12 protein-coding genes are annotated in these 18,867 nt (G+C 56.9%); 9 read left to right on the top strand and 3 right to left on the bottom strand.

The window, feature by feature from the left end:
* Positions 1-15 precede the first annotated feature (15 nt).
* From hisS to ACLI4M_RS03470, 6 genes are all read left to right on the top strand, one after another.
* Complete coding sequence (gene hisS / locus ACLI4M_RS03495) at positions 16-1,293, top strand: histidine--tRNA ligase (protein ID WP_048915177.1); 1,278 nt, start codon at positions 16-18, stop codon at positions 1,291-1,293.
* Positions 1,294-1,327: 34 nt separating this feature from the next.
* The gene (locus ACLI4M_RS03490; RefSeq protein WP_133623065.1) at positions 1,328-1,948 is read left to right on the top strand and encodes a YfgM family protein; all 621 of its coding nucleotides are present in this window, start codon (positions 1,328-1,330) and stop codon (positions 1,946-1,948) included.
* A gap of 41 nt (positions 1,949-1,989) precedes the next feature.
* Positions 1,990-3,171 carry an outer membrane protein assembly factor BamB gene (gene bamB, locus ACLI4M_RS03485; RefSeq protein WP_048915179.1) on the top strand — a complete coding sequence of 394 codons (1,182 nt, stop codon included), beginning with the start codon at positions 1,990-1,992 and terminating at the stop codon, positions 3,169-3,171.
* A gap of 182 nt (positions 3,172-3,353) precedes the next feature.
* Positions 3,354-4,853 carry a ribosome biogenesis GTPase Der gene (gene der / locus ACLI4M_RS03480; protein ID WP_133623066.1) on the top strand — a complete coding sequence of 500 codons (1,500 nt, stop codon included), beginning with the start codon at positions 3,354-3,356 and terminating at the stop codon, positions 4,851-4,853.
* Positions 4,854-4,957: 104 nt separating this feature from the next.
* Positions 4,958-5,182 carry a zinc ribbon domain-containing protein gene (locus tag ACLI4M_RS03475; protein WP_133623067.1) on the top strand — a complete coding sequence of 75 codons (225 nt, stop codon included), beginning with the start codon at positions 4,958-4,960 and terminating at the stop codon, positions 5,180-5,182.
* Between the two features lie 257 nt (positions 5,183-5,439).
* Positions 5,440-7,875 (top strand): glucose/quinate/shikimate family membrane-bound PQQ-dependent dehydrogenase, encoded by a 2,436-nt coding sequence (locus tag ACLI4M_RS03470; RefSeq protein ID WP_133623068.1) that lies wholly within the window; start codon positions 5,440-5,442, stop codon positions 7,873-7,875.
* A 71-nt stretch (positions 7,876-7,946) separates the two neighbouring features.
* On the opposite strand, the gene ACLI4M_RS03465 is transcribed toward ACLI4M_RS03470, so the two are convergent.
* From ACLI4M_RS03465 to xseA, 3 genes are all read right to left on the bottom strand, one after another.
* A complete protein-coding gene (locus tag ACLI4M_RS03465) occupies positions 7,947-8,273 on the bottom strand; it encodes a protealysin inhibitor emfourin (protein ID WP_133623069.1) in 327 nt (108 codons plus the stop codon).
* Positions 8,270-9,286, bottom strand: a complete 1,017-nt coding sequence (locus ACLI4M_RS03460) for a M4 family metallopeptidase (protein WP_133623070.1) — start codon at positions 9,284-9,286, stop codon at positions 8,270-8,272. The genes ACLI4M_RS03465 and ACLI4M_RS03460 overlap by 4 nt, the downstream gene beginning before the upstream one ends.
* 99 nt (positions 9,287-9,385) lie before the next feature.
* Positions 9,386-10,756, bottom strand: a complete 1,371-nt coding sequence (gene xseA / locus ACLI4M_RS03455; RefSeq protein ID WP_133623071.1) for an exodeoxyribonuclease VII large subunit — start codon at positions 10,754-10,756, stop codon at positions 9,386-9,388.
* A gap of 170 nt (positions 10,757-10,926) precedes the next feature.
* Here xseA and guaB point away from each other — a divergent pair, with 170 nt between their 5' ends.
* From guaB to ACLI4M_RS03440, 3 genes are all read left to right on the top strand, one after another.
* Positions 10,927-12,393, top strand: a complete 1,467-nt coding sequence (guaB, locus tag ACLI4M_RS03450) for an IMP dehydrogenase (protein ID WP_048915186.1) — start codon at positions 10,927-10,929, stop codon at positions 12,391-12,393.
* 84 nt (positions 12,394-12,477) lie between these two features.
* Positions 12,478-14,058: a glutamine-hydrolyzing GMP synthase gene (gene guaA, locus ACLI4M_RS03445; protein WP_048915187.1), complete on the top strand. Its 1,581-nt coding sequence runs from the start codon at positions 12,478-12,480 to the stop codon at positions 14,056-14,058.
* Positions 14,059-14,212: 154 nt separating this feature from the next.
* Positions 14,213-18,835, top strand: coding sequence for an nSTAND1 domain-containing NTPase (locus ACLI4M_RS03440; protein WP_166643162.1), 4,623 nt, complete (start codon positions 14,213-14,215; stop codon positions 18,833-18,835).
* Positions 18,836-18,867: the final 32 nt, after the last annotated feature.

Here is an 18,867-nt window from a genome sequence, read left to right as displayed (position 1 = left end):
TGATGAGAGAAATCAGTGGCGAAGAATATCCAGGCCATTCGTGGCATGAACGACTATTTACCGGCTGACACCGTGGTGTGGCAGCGTATTGAACAGATCCTTAAGCAGGTTCTGGGCAGCTACGGCTTTAGCGAAATCCGCTTGCCGATTGTAGAGCAGACCCCGTTATTCAAGCGCGCTATCGGTGAAGTGACCGACGTGGTTGAAAAAGAGATGTATACCTTTGACGACCGCAACGGCGAAAGCCTGACGCTGCGCCCGGAAGGGACCGCAGGCTGCGTGCGCGCCGGCATTGAACACGGTCTGCTGTACAATCAGGAACAGCGTCTGTGGTACATCGGCCCGATGTTCCGCTACGAGCGCCCGCAGAAAGGCCGCTACCGCCAGTTCCACCAGATTGGTGCCGAAGTGTTTGGCCTGCAAGGCCCGGACATTGACGCTGAGCTGATCATGATGACTGCCCGCTGGTGGAAAGCGCTGGGCATCTCTGAGCATGTGCGCCTGGAGCTGAACTCTATCGGCTCGCTGGAAGCCCGCGCCAACTATCGCGATGCGCTGGTGGCCTTCCTGGAGCAGCACGTGGACGTGCTGGACGAAGACTGCAAGCGCCGCATGTACAGCAATCCGCTGCGCGTGCTGGACAGCAAAAACCCGGACGTGCAGGCGCTGCTGAACGATGCGCCAACGCTGGGCGATTATCTGGATGACGAGTCGCGCGAGCATTTCACCGGGCTGTGCAGCCTGCTGGATGCGGCGGGCATTGCTTACAGCGTGAACCAGCGCCTGGTGCGCGGCCTCGATTACTACAACCGCACCGTGTTTGAGTGGGTGACCAGCAGCCTGGGCGCCCAGGGCACGGTTTGTGCCGGTGGCCGCTACGATGGTCTGGTAGAACAGCTGGGTGGTCGTGCCACGCCGGCCGTGGGCTTTGCCATGGGGCTGGAGCGCCTGGTTCTGCTGGTACAGGCAGTTAACCCGGAATTTGAACCGACGCGCATTGTTGATGTCTATGTTATCGCTTCAGGCCAGGGCGTACAGAGTGCGGCGATGCTGCTGGCTGAACAGCTGCGTGACGCGCTGCCAGAGCTGAAGCTGATGACGAACTTTGGCGGTGGTAACTTCAAGAAGCAGTTTGCCCGTGCAGATAAGTGGGGAGCCCGCATCGCACTGGTACTCGGCGAGGACGAAGTGGCTAACGGCCAGCTGGTGATTAAAGATTTACGTAACGGCGAGCAGCAGACGCTGGCGCAGTGTGATGCTGCATCTACGCTGGCCTCGATGTTACAGCGCTAAGCCCTGACGGCACGATTTAAAGGAGTAGGATTGCGTGGAAGTATATAGCAACGAAAACGAGCAGGTAGATGCGCTGAAGAACTTCTTCGCACAGAACGGCAAAGCGCTGGTAGTTGGCGTGGTGCTGGGCGTGGGCGCATTGGTCGGCTGGCGTTACTGGAGCAGCCATCAGGACAGCGGTTCACGTGAAACCTCTGCGGCCTATCAGCAGGTGACCTCGGCACTGGATGCCAGCAAACCCGCCACGCTGGATGCCGCAGCGAAATTCGCCAGCGATAACAGCAACACTTACGGCGCGCTGGCTTCTCTCGACCTGGCGAAACGCTATGTTGATGCTAACCAGCTGGACAAAGCCGCAGCCCAGCTGCAGAGCGGTCTGAAAGATACCAAAGACGCCAATCTGCAGGCGGTACTGAATCTGCGCCTGGCGCGCATTCAGCTGCAGCAAAAGCAGCCGGATGAGGTGCTGAAAACGCTGGAAAGCGTGAAAGGCGACGGCTGGACAGCGATCGTGGCTGACGTGCGCGGTGAAGCGCTGCTCAGCAAAGGCGACGCGAAGGGTGCACGCGATGCGTGGACTAAAGGCATTGATTCTGACGCCTCTTCGACGCTGAAAGAGATGCTGCAAATGAAAGTGAATAATCTGCCGGGCTAAAAAGCTCTAATATTTGGCCTTCAAGGCACAAGAGGGATTTCATGGAATTGCGTAAGTTACTTCTGCCGGGACTGATGTCAGTCACCTTACTTAGCGGATGTTCATGGTTTAGCGGTGAAGAAGACGTGGTTAAAATGTCGCCACTGCCAACCGTACAGAATCAGTTCGAGCCAGAGAAAGTCTGGAGCACCTCGGTGGGCAACGGAGTTGGAGATTTCTACTCTAACCTGCACCCGGCCTGGGCGGAAAATACCGTGTATGCGGCTGACCGTCATGGCATCGTCAAGGCGCTGAACTCCGGCGACGGCAAAGAACAGTGGAAAGTGGACCTGGCAGAAAAAACCGGTTTCTTCTCCAGCAATATCCCGGCGCTGCTCTCTGGCGGCCTGACCGTTGATGCCGGTCACGTCTACGTGGGCAGCGAGCGCGGGCAGGTTTATGCCCTGAACACCAGCGATGGCTCCGTTGCGTGGCAGACCAAAGCGGCCGGTGAAGTGTTATCCCGCCCGGTGGTCAGCGACGGCCTGGTACTGGTTCACACCAGCAACGGCATGTTGCAGGGGCTTGATCAAACCAGCGGCAGCGTAAAATGGACCGTTAACCTCGACGTGCCGGCCCTGAGCCTGCGCGGTGAGTCAGCGCCATCGACCGCATTCGGCGCCGCCGTAGTGGGGGGTGATAACGGCCGCGTGAGCGCCGTGATCCTCAACCAGGGCCAGATTATCTGGCAGCAGCGTATTTCCCAGCCAAGCGGCGCGACGGAAATCGACCGCCTGGCGGATGTCGACACGACCCCGGTAATCGTCAATGGCGTGGTGTATGCACTGGCCTACAACGGTAACCTGACGGCGCTGGACCTGCGCTCTGGCCAGATCATGTGGAAGCGTGAAATCGGCTCGGTCCACGATATGATCGTTGACGGTGGCCGCATCTATCTGGTGGATCAGGATGACCGCGTGATTGCCCTGAACACCGACGGTGGCGTAACCCTCTGGCGCCAGAGCGATCTGCTGCACCGTAACCTGACCTCCCCGGTGCTGTACAACGGCTACCTGGTGGTGGGTGATGCGGAAGGTTACCTGCACTGGCTTAACACCGACGATGGCCGCTTTGTGGCGCAGCAGAAACTGGACAGCTCCGGCTTCCAGACTGAGCCGGTGGTGGCCAGCGACAAGCTGCTGATCCAGTCCAAAGATGGTGAGGTTTACGCGATTACGCGTTAATCAGCTGCGATCGGCTACCCGTAGTCAGGGTAAAACGGCTCCTTGATCACAAGGGGCCGTTTTGTTTTATCCAAGGCGTGTTATTCTAGGCGCCATCGGCCTGAGTAGAGCGGCAGTTTATCTGCCTGCAGCGCGAATAAAATCGCAGCCAGGCGCTTATTTTTTAGTTATGAGGCTTCACTATGGTACCTGTGGTCGCGCTTGTCGGGCGTCCCAATGTGGGAAAATCCACCCTGTTTAACCGTTTAACGCGCACGCGAGATGCGCTGGTGGCGGATTTTCCTGGGCTTACTCGAGACCGCAAATATGGTCGCGCAGAAATTGAAGGGCGTGAGTTTATTTGTATCGATACCGGCGGTATCGACGGTAACGAAGAGGGCGTGGAAACACGCATGGCGGAACAGTCGCTGCTGGCGATTGAAGAAGCCGACGTGGTTCTGTTTATGGTCGATGCGCGTGCCGGGCTGATGCCTGCTGATACCGCCATCGCCAAGCACCTGCGCTCACGCGACAAGCCAACCTTTATCGTGGCGAACAAAACCGATGGTCTGGACGCGGACTCCGCCGTCACCGACTTCTGGTCGCTCGGTCTGGGTGAAATCCACGCGATTGCCGCGTCTCACGGGCGCGGCGTCACCAGCCTGCTGGAGCTGGTGCTGCTGCCGTGGATGGACGAAGTTGCGCCCGAGGTGGAACTGACCGAAGAAGAAGAGAACGAGGCCTACTGGGCGGAGTTTGCGGCGAAAGAAGCCAAAGCTAACGGCGAAGCGCCGGATGACGAAGAAGATGATTTTAACCCGCTGGATCTGCCGATCAAGCTGGCTATCGTCGGGCGTCCAAACGTCGGTAAGTCAACGCTAACTAACCGTATTCTCGGTGAAGAACGCGTGGTGGTTTACGACATGCCGGGCACCACCCGCGACAGTATCTATATTCCAATGGAGCGTGACGGACGTGAATATGTCCTGATCGATACTGCCGGGGTGCGTAAGCGCGGGAAAATTACCGAAACCGTAGAAAAGTTCTCGGTCATCAAAACCCTGAAAGCGATTGAAGATGCCAACGTCGTGCTGCTGGTAATTGATGCTCACGAGGGGATTTCCGATCAGGATCTCTCGCTGCTCGGCTTTATCCTGAATAGTGGGCGCTCACTGGTTATCGTGGTTAATAAGTGGGATGGCCTGTCACAGGAGATCCGTGACGAAGTGAAAGAGCAGCTGGACTACCGTCTGGGCTTTATCGACTTCGCGCGCATTCACTTTATCTCCGCCCTGCACGGCAGCGGCGTCGGTAACCTGTTTGAGTCCGTGACCGAAGCCTACGACTGTTCAACCCGTCGCGTGAACACCTCGATGCTGACGCGCATCATGAACATGGCGGCCGATGACCATCAGCCACCGATGGTGCGCAGCCGCCGCGTGAAGCTGAAGTATGCCCACGCCGGGGGCTATAACCCGCCGATTGTGGTGATCCACGGTAACCAGGTGAAAGACCTGCCGGATTCCTACAAGCGCTATCTGATGAACTATTTCCGCCGCTCGCTGGAAATTATGGGTACGCCAATCCGTATTCAGTTCAAAGAGGGTGATAACCCGTACGAAGGTAAGCGCAACCTGCTGACGCCAAACCAGCAGCGTAAACGTCAACGCTTAATGAGCCATCTCAAAAAGAACAAACGTTGATCCGCAAGGGGCCTCATGGCCTCGCCAGCGTGTAAAGTAGGGGTTGACCGCTTTTGGGGTCAACCCTTTGTTTTTTGTGCCGCGCCGAAGTAAAGGAGATGCCGATGTCACTTTCTTGCCCCGTTTGTCAGCACCTACTCACCGCAATGGCCGGGCAGTTTCACTGTGATAACTGCCAGCGCGATGTTCCCGCTGTTGCCTGCTGCCCCGACTGCCAGAAACCGTTACAGGTACTGAAAGCCTGCGGTGCGGTCGACTATTTCTGTCAGCACGGTCACGGCCTGATTTCGAAGAAGCAGCTGTTGCTGCTGCCCGCTGTGAAGCCGTAAACCCGGCAACTATCACCTTTATCATTCTGTGCGAATTTCGGTCTATAGTTATCAAACATAGACGGCTTGTTAATTTTCTGTTTATTGGATTATGAACCTGGTGGTACAATTCTTCCGTTTGTTACGGATGCTCAGCCACGCCTGCCGTGAGTTACGAGCGTCAGCAACAAACGCAGGACGGGCCATCCCGTGAAACATGTTAATAAAAATAAGACGTTGAACATTGCTACGCCTTATTCTCCAGGAGTATTTCTGCTATGCCTCAATCAACTGCCGGGTCATCTAAATGGCTGGGCTTGTGGTGCTTCTTGCTGGGCTTAATCTTGCTGGCAACGGGCCTCTACTTTGTCAATGGTGGTGGGAAATTAGCCTCACTCGGTGGTAGCTGGTATTTCGTTATTGCCGGCATTCTCATCGTGATTTCCGCCGTTCAGTTCTTCCGCCGCAAATCTTCTGCGGTACTGATTTTTGCGCTGGTATTTATCGGTACCCTGATCTGGGCAGTGCAGGATGCCGGTCTCGACTTCTGGCAGCTGGTTTCGCGCCTGATGTTCCCGGCAGGCATGTTCCTGCTGGCGCTGATCACCTTCCCGGCACTGCGCAAGCGTGAGGGTAAAGCACCCGCGGCGAAAGTGGCCTATGGCCTGAGCGCGGTGATGGTGGTTGGCCTGCTGGCAACTGTATATGGCATGTTCCAGCCGCATCCGACCGTGGCAGCAAACGGTCAGGAGCTGCCGCTGGTTCCGGTGGATAAATCCGCCGAGCAGAAAAACTGGGATAACTACGGCAACACCCCGGGCGGCAGCCGCTTTGTGGCGCTGGACCAGATCACCCGCGATAACGTGAAAGATCTGAAAGTGGCCTGGACTTTCCACACTGGCGATACGCCACTCAGCCCGGACGGTAACGGCGCAGAAGACCAGCAGACACCTCTGCAGGTCGGCAACACCGTGTTCCTCTGTACTCCGCATAACAATGTGATTGCAGTGGAAGCCGACAGCGGCAAGCAGATCTGGAAAGCGGACATCAATGCGAAATCCTCGGTCTGGATGCGCTGCCGTGGCCTGGCTTACTTTGATGCTACCCAGCCACTGACGCAGCCTAAAGTACCGGGATCTGTTCCTCCGGCGGCAATCGACCTGCCTGCCGGTGCGGCCTGTCAGCGCCGTATTCTGATGAACACCATCGACAGCCGTTTGATTGCCTTAGACGCTGATACCGGTAAGTTCTGTGCAGACTTCGGTAACAACGGCAGCGTTAACCTGCTGGAAGGTATGGGCGAAGCCAAAGATCCGAGCTATGTACTGACGTCGGCACCGACGCTGGCCGGCACCACCGTTGTGGTCGGTGGCCGCGTGGCGGACAACGTTAGCACCGATATGCCTGGCGGCGTGATGCGTGGCTTTGACGTCATCACCGGTAAAATGCGCTGGGCGTTCGACCCAGGCAAAGACGACCCGAATGCGATCCTGATGCCGGGCGAGCACTTCACCCGCAGCACGCCTAACTCCTGGGCACCCATGTCTTACGATCCCGATATGAACACCGTGTTCATTCCGATGGGCAGCTCGTCTGTTGACCTGTGGGGCGTCAATCGCACCAAGCTGGACCACAAATACGGTGCCTCCGTACTGGCCGTGGACGCCACCACCGGTAAAGAGAAGTGGGTTTATCAGACCGTGCATAACGATCTGTGGGACTTCGACCTGCCGATGCAGCCAAGCCTGATTAACTTCCCGCATAAAGATGGCAGCACCACGCCAGCGGTGGTCATTGGCACCAAGTCTGGTCAGATCTACGTGCTGGATCGTCAAACCGGCAAGCCGCTGACTGACGTGGTTGAACAGCCGGTTCCGCAGGCTAACATCCCGAACGAGCAGTATGCTAAAACCCAGCCGCGCTCAGTAGGCATGCCGCAAATCGGCAACGAAACGCTGACCGAGTCGGATATGTGGGGCGCCACGCCGTTTGATCAGCTGGCCTGCCGTATCAGCTTCAAATCCATGCGTTATTCCGGACTCTACACGCCGCCGGGTACCGATAAGTCACTCAGCTTCCCTGGCTCTCTGGGCGGGATGAACTGGGGCAGCCTGTCGACCGACCCGAACAATAACCTGATCTTCGTCAACGATATGCGCCTGGGCCTCTGGCAGCAGATGGTGCCAGCAGCGCCAGCGAAAGATGGTGCGGTCAGTAACGGTGGTGAAGCCGTGAATACCGGCATGGGCCTGGTGCCGATGAAAGGCACGCCGTACGCGGTGAATAAAAACCGCTTTATGTCGCCGCTGGGCATCCCTTGCCAGAAGCCGCCGTTCGGTACGCTGTCGGCGATTGACATGAAGACGCAGAAAATCGTCTGGCAGGTGCCAGTCGGTACCGTGCAGGATACCGGTCCATTTGGTATCAAAATGCGTGCGCCAATGCCGGTGGGTATGCCGACTCTGGGCGGCACGCTGGCAACCCAGGGTGGCCTGGTGTTCATCGCAGGCACTCAGGATTACTACCTGCGCGCCTTCGATACCTCTACCGGTAAAGAAGTGTGGAAAGCCCGTCTGCCAGTGGGCAGCCAGGGTGGCCCAATCAGCTACAAATCACCGAAAACCGGTAAGCAGTACATCCTGATCTCCGCAGGCGGCGCTCGTCAGTCGCCGGACCGTGGTGATTACGTGATCGCTTACGCACTGGACAACTAATGGCAGCGGCCTGGCCGCTAACCTGATGTCACGCATACCCCTTCAGCGATGAAGGGGTATTTTTTTGCCTGTTAGCCATCGCGCCACAGCGATTCCAGCTCCGGCGGCGCCAGCTGTTCGGGGATCAGTATCACGATAGCGCCTGCGGACTGCTGCGTGCTGTAGCTTATCTGAATACGAAAATAGCGCTGGTCGCCGCGCCCCAGCGCGGCCTGGTGGTCTTCCGGTTCGCCCAGCGGAAGCGCCTGGCGCATCACCTCGCACACCCGCTCTTTCTGCGCTGCCGCCAGCTGCGACAGCGCAAAACGGCGTGGCTCAGCCAGCTTAGGTATCATGGCAAAGCCCCCTTCACGCGCCACATCGATAATCGCGTCATCGCTTAATTCTGGCTGTTTCATGTCAGCACACCCACCTGTTTCCAGGCCTCCTCAATCGCCGCCGCCGTGGCCTGGTTAAAGCGTTTCTCGCCGTGGCGAATAGTGAACTGCGCGAAGGTTTTGAAATCGGCATTCTGCGGCAGCGTTTTATCGCAGACCGTATCGTACCAGGCATAGCCCGCCAGCTCCCACGCGAAGCCGCCCAACGCCACGGCGGCCAGGTAGAAGGCGCGGTTGGGGATGCCGGAATTAAGGTGCACGCCGCCGTTATCGTCGCGCGTCTGAATGTAATCGCGCATATGGCCGGGCTGGGGATCTTTACCCAGCAGCGGATCGTCGTAGGCGGTGCCCGGCTCGGACATCGAGCGCAGGCCGCGCCCCTTAATCCCCTCCGCCAGCAGCCCCTCGCCAATCAGCCAGTTGGCCTGGTCGGCACTCTGTTGCAGGTGATACTGCTTGACCAGCACGCCGAACACATCGGACAGCGACTCGTTGAGCGCCCCGGCCTGTTCGAAATAGATCAGCCCGGCCTCGTTTTCCGTCACGCCGTGCGCCAGCTCGTGGCCCACCACATCGAGTGCGATGGTAAAGCGGTTAAAGATTTCGCCATCGCCGTCACCAAACACCATCTGCTGCCCGTTCCAGAAGGCATTCTGGTAATCCTTACCGTAATGGACCGTGCCAAGCAGCGTCAGGCCCTTGTTATCCAGGGAGTTGCGCTGGTAGGCGTGCCAGAAAAAATCATAGGTAATACCGAGGTATTCCCAGGCTTCGTTCACCGCCACATCGCCAGCGGCGGGCTGGCTGGCACTGCGCACCAGCGTGCCCGGCAGGCTCTGCGTCTGCCCGGCATCGTAGATTTCACGCTGTACGCTGCCCGGCGTGGCGGTGGTGGCTGAGTGCGGCGTCTGCCAGCTCTCATTCATCAGGGTCTGTACGTGGGTCAACGTCTGACGCGCGCAGCTCTGCTGGCGGGAAGAACCGTGGTCAATAATCTTGCGCAGGATATACGGGGGGATCACACCATAAGGCATAACAGGCTCCTTGCTTAACGAGGAATGTCAGACAAGTATAGTTTCGCGTGGGCCGAATGGGGGAAATGGGGGGAAGAGGAGGGCAGAACCCTCCTGGCTTCAGGCGCTGCGCCTGCGCGTTTTTTTCACCGGGGTAATCGCGGTCACTTCACTCTCCACCCAGCCGTCGTCAAGACGGGTTTTCAGCGTGTCGCCGGGGTGCAGCTGTTTGGTTTTTTTGATCACCTGGCCGTCGGCGGCGGTGGTGACGCTGAAACCGCGTGCCAGCGTCGCTAACGGGCTGACGCCCTCCAGCTGGGCGGCAAGGTTGCCGAAGCGCTGTTTGTTGCCGTTAAGCTGCTGCTGCATCGCCTGCTGCAGGCGGTAGTGCCACTGCTGCAATTGCTGGCTGGCGCGCTCAATGCGCATCTCCGGGCGGATGGCGTTCAGGCGCTGGCCGATCCGCTCCTGCTGGCGCGTTGCCTGGCGCAGCCGCTGCTGCACGGCGTCGTCCAGACGGCGCTGCAGCTTCATCAGCGCCGTCTGCTGGCGTGCCAGGCGCAGCTGCGGGTGCTGCTGCTGCAGGCGGTGCTGCAGGCGCGTGAAGGTGCGCTGCTGCTGCGCAAGGTAGTAATCCATCGCCATTTCCATGCGCTGCTGCTGGGATTGCAGCTGGCGCAGCAGCTCAATCTGATTGCGGCTGACCAGCTCCGCCGCGGCGGAAGGGGTCGGCGCGCGCAGGTCGGCGACGAAATCGGCAATGGTAACGTCGGTTTCATGGCCGACGGCGCTAACGACTGGAATGCGGCTGGCAAAAATCGCCCGCGCCACGCGTTCGTCGTTAAAGCTCCACAGATCTTCCAGCGAGCCGCCGCCGCGCCCGACAATTAATACATCACACTCATTGCGCGCGTTCGCCAGCTCAATCGCCCTGACGATGCCTGAGGGGGCATCGCTGCCCTGTACCTGAGTTGGGTAGATGACCACCGGCAGTGACGGGTCGCGTCGCTGCAGCACGCGCAGGACGTCGTGTAGCGCGGCACCGCTGGCGGAGGTGATGACCCCAACCTGACGCGCCGGGTCCGGCAGTGGCTGCTTATGGCCCTGCTCAAACAGACCTTCGGCCATCAGGCGCTGCTTCAGCTGCTCGAACTGCTGCTGTAACAGACCATCGCCGGCCGGCTGCATGCTCTCGGCAATCAGCTGGTAATCGCCGCGCGGTTCATACAGCGTGATAGTGGCACGCACCAGAATCTGCTGGCCGTTTTGTGGGCGGAAGGTGACGCGGCGGTTGCTGTTGCGAAACATCGCGCAGCGCACCTGGGCACCATCATCCTTCAGAGTGAAGTACCAGTGACCGGAAGAGGGCTGGGAGAAATTCGAGATCTCCGCGCTCAGCCAGACCTGGCCCATTTCCATCTCCAGCAGCTTGCGCACTGTGCTGTTCAGACGGCTGACGGTAAAAATATTGGCGGTTGGCGGTAGCGACATGTGATGAAGATCAAACTTTAAATCAGAGGGTTAATTAACCGATACTACATGGCTCACTGAGGGGATCAAGAGTTTTTGGTAAATAATGCTGGAGGCAATCGATTACGGCCTGTATAATGCCGCGGCAATATTTTACAAGTTCTCATTCACCCTGAGGTTGAGATATTGCCATGCTAAGAATCGCTAAAGAAGCCCTGACATTTGACGACGTTCTGCTCGTTCCTGCCCACTCGACTGTACTGCCAAACACGGCCGACCTCAGCACCCAGCTCACCAAAACTATCCGTTTAAACATTCCTATGTTGTCCGCTGCAATGGATACCGTGACCGAAGCGGGTCTGGCTATTGCACTGGCGCAGGAAGGTGGTCTGGGCTTTATCCACAAAAACATGTCTATCGAGCGCCAGGCTGAAGAAGTGCGCAAGGTGAAGAAACACGAAAGCGGCGTGGTCACCGACCCGCAGACCGTGTTGCCTACCACTGCCCTGAGCGAAGTGAAAGCGCTGACCGAACGTAACGGCTTTGCCGGCTACCCGGTAGTGAACGGCAATAACGAACTGGTGGGGATTATCACCGGCCGTGACGTGCGCTTTGTGACCGACCTGAGCCTGCCCGTTTCTGCCGTGATGACGCCGAAAGAGCGCCTGGTCACGGTGAAAGAGGGCGAAGCGCGCGAAGTGGTACTGCACAAAATGCACGAAAAACGCGTCGAGAAAGCGCTGGTGGTGGATGACAGCTTCCATCTGCTGGGCATGATCACCGTTAAAGACTTCCAGAAAGCCGAACGTAAACCGAACGCCTGTAAAGACGAACACGGACGCCTGCGCGTCGGTGCCGCCGTCGGTGCCGGTGCCGGTAACGAAGAGCGCGTGGATGCGCTGGTCGCAGCCGGTGTTGACGTGCTGCTGATCGACTCCTCTCACGGCCACTCCGAAGGCGTGCTGCAGCGTATTCGTGCTACCCGTGAAAAATATCCTGACCTGCAGATCGTCGGCGGTAACGTGGCAACCGGCGCTGGCGCACTGGCGCTGGTGGAAGCGGGCGTGAGCGCGGTGAAAGTCGGTATCGGCCCTGGCTCAATCTGTACCACCCGCATCGTGACCGGCGTGGGTGTGCCGCAGATCACCGCCGTATCTGACGCGGTCGCTGCGCTGGAAGGCACCGGTATTCCGGTAATCGCCGATGGCGGTATCCGCTTCTCGGGCGACATTGCCAAAGCTATCGCCGCCGGCGCTTCTGCGGTGATGGTGGGCTCAATGCTGGCCGGTACTGACGAATCTCCGGGCGAAATCGAGCTGTACCAGGGCCGTTCATTCAAGTCCTATCGCGGCATGGGGTCACTGGGCGCCATGTCTAAAGGCTCTTCAGACCGCTACTTCCAGACCGATAACGCCGCTGACAAGCTGGTGCCGGAAGGGATCGAAGGCCGCGTGGCTTACAAAGGCTTCCTGAAGGCTATCGTGCATCAGCAAATGGGCGGCCTGCGTTCCTGTATGGGCCTGACCGGCTGTGCTACTATCGACGACCTGCGCACCAAAGCGGAATTCGTTCGCATCAGCGGTGCCGGGATTCAGGAGAGCCACGTTCACGACGTGACCATCACCAAAGAGTCCCCGAACTACCGTATGGGTTCATAACAACCCCGTATTGCCCGCCCGGCTCAGAGCCGGGCGTTATAAACCTAATCCCGAATTTGTACTACATCGCCCTGGAATAGCCCAATGACGACGGAAAATATTCATAAGCATCGCATACTGATCCTCGATTTCGGTTCACAGTATACTCAGCTGGTTGCGCGCCGCGTGCGTGAACTGGGCGTGTACTGTGAACTGTGGGCGTGGGACGTCACCGAAGAGCAGATCCGCGGGTTCAACCCGAACGGCATCATCCTCTCCGGCGGCCCGGAAAGTACCACCGAGCATGGCAGCCCGCGTGCGCCAGACTACGTGTTTAACGCCGGTGTGCCGGTGCTGGGGGTGTGCTACGGCATGCAGACCATGGCGCAGCAGCTGGGCGGTAAAGTGGAAGGTTCCAGCGAGCGCGAATTTGGTTACGCGCAGGTGGAAGTAAGAACCCAGAGCGCGCTGACACGCGACATTGAAGACGCCATCAGCGCTGGCGGTAAGCCGCTGCTGGACGTGTGGATGAGCCACGGCGACAAAGTGACGGCGATCCCGTCTGACTTCGTCACCGTTGCCAGCACCGATAGCTGCCCGTTTGCCATTATGGCCAACGAAGAGAAGCGTTTCTACGGCGTGCAGTTCCACCCGGAAGTGACCCACACCCGTCAGGGCCTGCGCCTGCTGGAGCGCTTCGTGCGCGATATCTGCCAGTGTGAAGCGCTGTGGACCCCAGCTAAAATCATCGAAGATGCCGTTGAACGCCTGCGCGAGCAGGTGGGTAACGACAAAGTGATCCTCGGCCTGTCCGGCGGCGTTGACTCCTCCGTGACCGCGATGCTGCTGCACCGCGCGATTGGCGACCGTCTGACCTGCGTATTTGTCGATAACGGCCTGCTGCGCCTGAACGAAGCCGAGCAGGTGATGGAGATGTTTGGCGACCACTTCGGTCTGAACATTATCCATGTGGAAGGTGAAAAACGCTTCCTCGACGCGCTGGCGGGCGAAGCCGAGCCGGAAGCCAAACGTAAGATCATCGGTCGCGTGTTCGTTGAAGTGTTCGACGAGCAGGCGCTGCAGCTGGAAGACGTGAAGTGGCTGGCGCAGGGCACCATCTACCCGGACGTGATTGAATCCGCCGCGTCTGCCACCGGCAAAGCGCACGTGATCAAATCACACCACAACGTGGGTGGCCTGCCGAAAGAGATGAAGATGGGCCTGGTTGAGCCGCTGCGTGAGCTGTTCAAAGACGAAGTGCGTAAAATCGGTCTGGAACTCGGCCTGCCGCACGCGATGCTGTTCCGTCACCCGTTCCCGGGTCCGGGCCTCGGCGTGCGTGTACTGGGCGAAGTGAAGAAAGAGTACTGCGACCTGCTGCGTCGCGCCGATGCTATCTTCATCGAAGAGCTGCATAAAGCTGACCTGTATAACAAGGTGAGCCAGGCGTTCACCGTGTTCCTGCCGGTGCGTTCCGTCGGCGTGATGGGCGATGGCCGTAAGTACGACTGGGTGGTTTCCCTGCGTGCGGTCGAGACTATCGACTTTATGACCGCGCACTGGGCACACCTGCCGTACGATTTCCTCGGCCGCGTTTCCAACCGCATCATCAATGAAGTCGATGGTATTTCGCGCGTGGTTTACGATATCTCCGGTAAGCCACCGGCGACGATCGAGTGGGAATGACCCTACAGTGCTACATGACTGAATGAAAGAACCGGCTTCGGCCGGTTTTTTATGCCTGCATCAGTGGCGCTCAGCCTCGCTATAGAAAGTGTCGCATTGGGTTGGCAGCAGCTCTTTGTCGGTTGCTGGAAATCGTCAAATACGGAAGACCAGTATGAAAGTCCTCACAGATGATGAGATTAACGTTGAGTACGCTCACGTCAAGGCATTAGACGAAGGGCGTGTGGGACCAGATAGAGCAAATTATCTTGCGTTGACGGACGCTGATTTTGAACTTCTCCTGTACAGCATCTATCAAGGGCTTACATCTGATTCGCCGTGGTACAGCAATACTCGCTTGATGGTCACAGGAGCTGATCAAGGGCGGGATGTTTGGCTCACGAAGGATGAGCGGCCAGTTGGGCTTATTCAGTGCAAAAAGGTTAAAGCTGGTTTCACCCGGCCGGACACGCTCCGTGAGGTAATCAAGTTCCTTCTACATGTCGTGCTTGAGCCGGCGCTTATGCCGGACCCGGTTGGTTTTCGATTTATTCTTGCCCTTGCTTCGGATCCTGCCAGTACTACAACTGATTTTTTCGATGCGCCACAGACTTGGTTAACTGCCAATGAAACAGAGCTTTTAGGTCTGGCTACTGAAGTCATTAAAAAGTATGAAGCATTCTCGATGCTGAAGATCGAGGCTGTCATGCCAGGCATCAAGGCGGCCCTGAAGAACCTGAAATATGAGCTTCTTAGACCAGTCGATCTCGACGCGTTACTGGATTGTAACCCTGCTGTCCGTCAGCGGTTTTTCAAGGTTGAACTTGTCTTGGCTGTGAAGGATGCAGAGGCCATGATTGAGGCTCAGTTCGCTGCAGTTGGCTTGGTCTCAAAGAGCACACAAACATTCACCAGAGCTGATGTTGAGGAAGACATCACGCGCGGGTCGCGCGGTTTGGCCGACTGGCCTCAACTGATTTGGGGACAGCATATAGAGCGACCGGAGTTCGACGATCTGATCCAGCGGATCAATCGGCATCCTGCAGGCTCCACGCTGGTCGTCGGAGGAGCAGGGACTGGGAAGTCAGCACTTCTAGCTGGGCTGTATTGTGCCCTCAAAGCCCGCCATAAGACTGTGCTAGCTATAAAGGCCGACATGCTCAGCCCTAATATTGTGAATTTCGCCGACCTCGCTCGCGATCTGGGTATGTCAGGTGATATCGAACATGAGCTTCTCTCGCTGGCGGTTGAAGCCCCGGTTGTGCTGATCATTGATCAGCTTGACGCTGTCAGTGAAGTGATGGACCAGAGTTCACAGCGCATGCAGGTCCTACTTCGCCTTGCGTCTCGGCTGCAGGATGCAGAGAATCAAGATGGCAATAAACTTCCCATTCATGTCATCGTTTCTTCGCGACCATTTGAGGCGAAGTTCGACGCTCGATTTAGGTTGCTTGATGCGGATGAGTTACTACTTACCTTGCCCTCGTTCGAGCGGATATCCACACTGCTTGGTGAGCTCGGTATAGACTCTGCGGTCGTGCCGGACAGTCTTAAAGAGGCGCTGCGTACACCTTTTGCTCTCGGTATATACGTCGATCTTGTCAAATCTGGCTTAAATCCTACGGATTTAACAGCTGCAAATTTACTTGAACGATGGCTGGACAAAAAACTACCTGTAGGGGCCGCGCGTGCTTCGTGTCTTGCGTTCTTGCGGCAGCTGGCAGCCGACATGACGCAGTATGAGAGCCTTTGGCGGCCGGCCGCTTACTATGATCCTGACTACAGCGAGATGCTGCGTTGGGCCGAGTCGATTGGCATCGTCATCCGTGAGGACGTCAGCATTGGATTCAGTCATCAGTCATGGCTTGATGATTTCCAGGCTAAAACACTCCGAACCGCACAAGAGTTAGCTGATTACGCATGGAGTCGCCAGGAAGGCTTATTTGCGCGAGGAACTGTCTTGCGCGGCCTTGAGCACATGCGAAGGGTTGATATGGCTTCCTATGAGATGTCAATTCGCTTGTTGCTACCAAACCCCAAGACACGCAGACATTTGCGACATCTTGTGGTCGATTACTTGGCGAGTACTGATGATCCGAGCGCAAGTGATATTGCTTGGGTCGATTGGATGGCGCGTAACGATCATGCACTATCGAATCGGGCATTCAGACAGGTAGCGATAAGATGGCCGTGCTGGAGGTCAGGGATGCTGCCGCTTCTTCCTTTTCTTCTACAGGACGAAAAGCATCGCTGGAATGCGACCATGCTGCTCGTTCGAGAAGTTGCTGAGGATTCGAGCCAAGTTATGGATCTGGTTGACCGCTATTGGTCGGATGCTTCACATGACGTAGACGTGTTTAGTCTCTTTGAGCGTTCTGGTATTGCGATTGATCGTGCAATCGCCCATGTCCGTACAATATTTAATCGAACGAGGTTGGCATATTGGGCGATATCCCATTATGCCAAGACTTTGCATGAGAACGGTAATACCCAGGTTGCTTTGGATCTAATCTCATCTTGGGCTGAATTGCAGCCTGCGGATCGGCACAATGGCATCAGGGTTTATGGTGTTGAAAAGATTGCGGCAGCCGCACCGCTCTATTGTGCCGAAAGGCTTCTGCCTTGGTTTGTCGGGGTGGCATCGCGAGAGGTTGGTGGTGGACGGCCCGGGCATGGGTATCCGCAATCAATATCAGTTCCATACGATTGGAAATATGACACTGGCGAGGGGCATTTGACGCAGCTGCTGCGGAGTGTGCTCGAAGAGTCAGCAGTTTCTGACCCGAAAGGTGTGCGCAAATTGCTTGCTACTGTTGTTGCTGTAGAAATTGACGAGGTCCAGTCGCTAGTGGCCGATACCCTGGCGGCGAACTCGGCTGTATTTGCTGAGGATGCGCTCGCGTTTCTCCTGGCCGATCAACGGCGTCTTCATCTAGGTAACGACTCGTTCGACGATGAAAATAATGTCGGCTACGTGATCTGCGGTTGGTCGTCAAGCACACTGATTGCCCAGATCACTTCCAACATCTCTCTAGCTGATATTGAGCGGGTGCGCGATTACATCGAAGCTTGGGAGCCTTGGGGGCAAGAATTACTGGAAGAGCGAGATCCTGCCCAGAGAAGGCGATTGCTCCGTTGGTCTGATGAGCGTAGGTTGCGTTTACTTGCCGAACTACCTGTGCAAGTGCTGACGCCCCGTCGTCGTAGGCAAGTTGAGGAGTGGCAGGTCGAACAGCCCACGCTACAAGCAAAGCGTGGCGGTCGGAGGATGGCGCAGTACGTTGGATCACCCATGAGCCACGATCAGATGGCGAAAGCCAGTGACGATGCGATTATCAAAATGTTAGATGCAGTAAACGACCATACTGGCCGCCATGAGCACCCGAAACACTGGCTGAAGGGTGGTGTTAATGAGTTGTCTCGGGCTTTTGCTGCATTTGCGAAGTCGTTTCCAGATCGTGTTCTTCGTATCATTCCGCGTTTACAACCGGGTCTGCACGAGCAGGTAGCTGGCGCTGCTATCAGGGAGTTGTCGGCGGTTGAGGTAGTTGACGCTCATACACAAAAAACTTTAATTTGGGATGCCCAATCCCGTGGCTTTTCGTCGACCAGCTTTCGCCACGATGTTGCCAGCGCCATGGAGGTACTCGCTCAACACCTGAAAGGTCTTGAGGATCGTGACATCGAGTTGCTCAAAGGCTGGCTGCAGCGCGACCCCAAGGTGCTGGCCGCAGAAACAGTAAGTCATGCCGAGTTAAACAAATCTAATCGTGAGCGGAATGAGAAACCAGATCAACGCCCTGAGGCCATACTATTCGGCCGGGGTGGGGGGATGCATTTTATCCCTCAGCGCAATTTCACGCTGCTGTCAGCGATCGCAGCGGGATATCTCCATCGTGACGGCGTGGATTGTGATGGTTGGCTCGCGGAGTTGGAACTACACGTTACTCATCCTGAAGATCCCGAGGTTTGGGGGGCGATCCTCATGTTCAGGTCGCATGAACTTTGGTGGGCGGACGCGGCAAGAGTGGGAGAACTGATTGAGGCGATCTGGCGGAGATTTCCTGAGGCGTTTGAAGATGCAGCTGTAGTTCAGCCGTTGTGGCGCCTACGCGATCGCATGCATACGAGCCTAAAGCAGGAGATTGTCAACTTCTGGCTCAGTCACAGCGATCGTAAGCTTAGGCAGATTGGTGGTGAGTTCTCTGCTGCATGCGTGATTGTCGATAGCGCCACTTCTTGTGGGATGGGCGAGATAGTCGAAGCGGTGATGGTCGGGAATGATATTTCTGCAAGGTCTGGAGTGTTATTTGCAGCTGCAGCGGGGTGGGGCGAACTTGATCTCGATATTCGAAGACGTTCGCATGCCTACCTAATTTCTGTCTCAAGCATTGTCAGTGGGTTCGAGGCTCATGCTCTATCTACAGCTGTAGATCGTGGCGAGCGATTACCTCCTGATGAGATGACGCGAGCCCTACTAGCTTCTATTGCAGTAAATATTGATATGCTCAGAGAATCGATGGGGCTGCTGTTTGTACGCTCGCTTCAGCACCTGTTGCTTTATCCTGGCTTTGAAATGCTGGTGCTTGAAATCGCTGAGGCTGTAACTGAGCTTGCACGTGCATCGCCAGATAGAACCGTTGGAGGGTTATACGACGGCGAATTTATAGGGCTTGTGATTGCACTTCAGCGCTCACCAACAGAGATCAAAACTCGTGCGATGACGGTCTACGAGCGCCTGCTTGACGCCGAGGTTGATGGCGCAGATGACGCTGCAGCATTTGCGCTGCGCCGTTAAGGTTCAAGCCGTATCCGCTCAACCCATCCGCT

The organism is Erwinia sp. LJJL01, from assembly GCF_047300805.2.
GTDB classification, from domain to species: Bacteria; Pseudomonadota; Gammaproteobacteria; order Enterobacterales; family Enterobacteriaceae; genus Erwinia; species Erwinia aphidicola.
The sequence above is the reverse complement of the archived record's forward strand: the minus strand, read 5'-3'. Positions and strand labels throughout refer to the sequence as shown.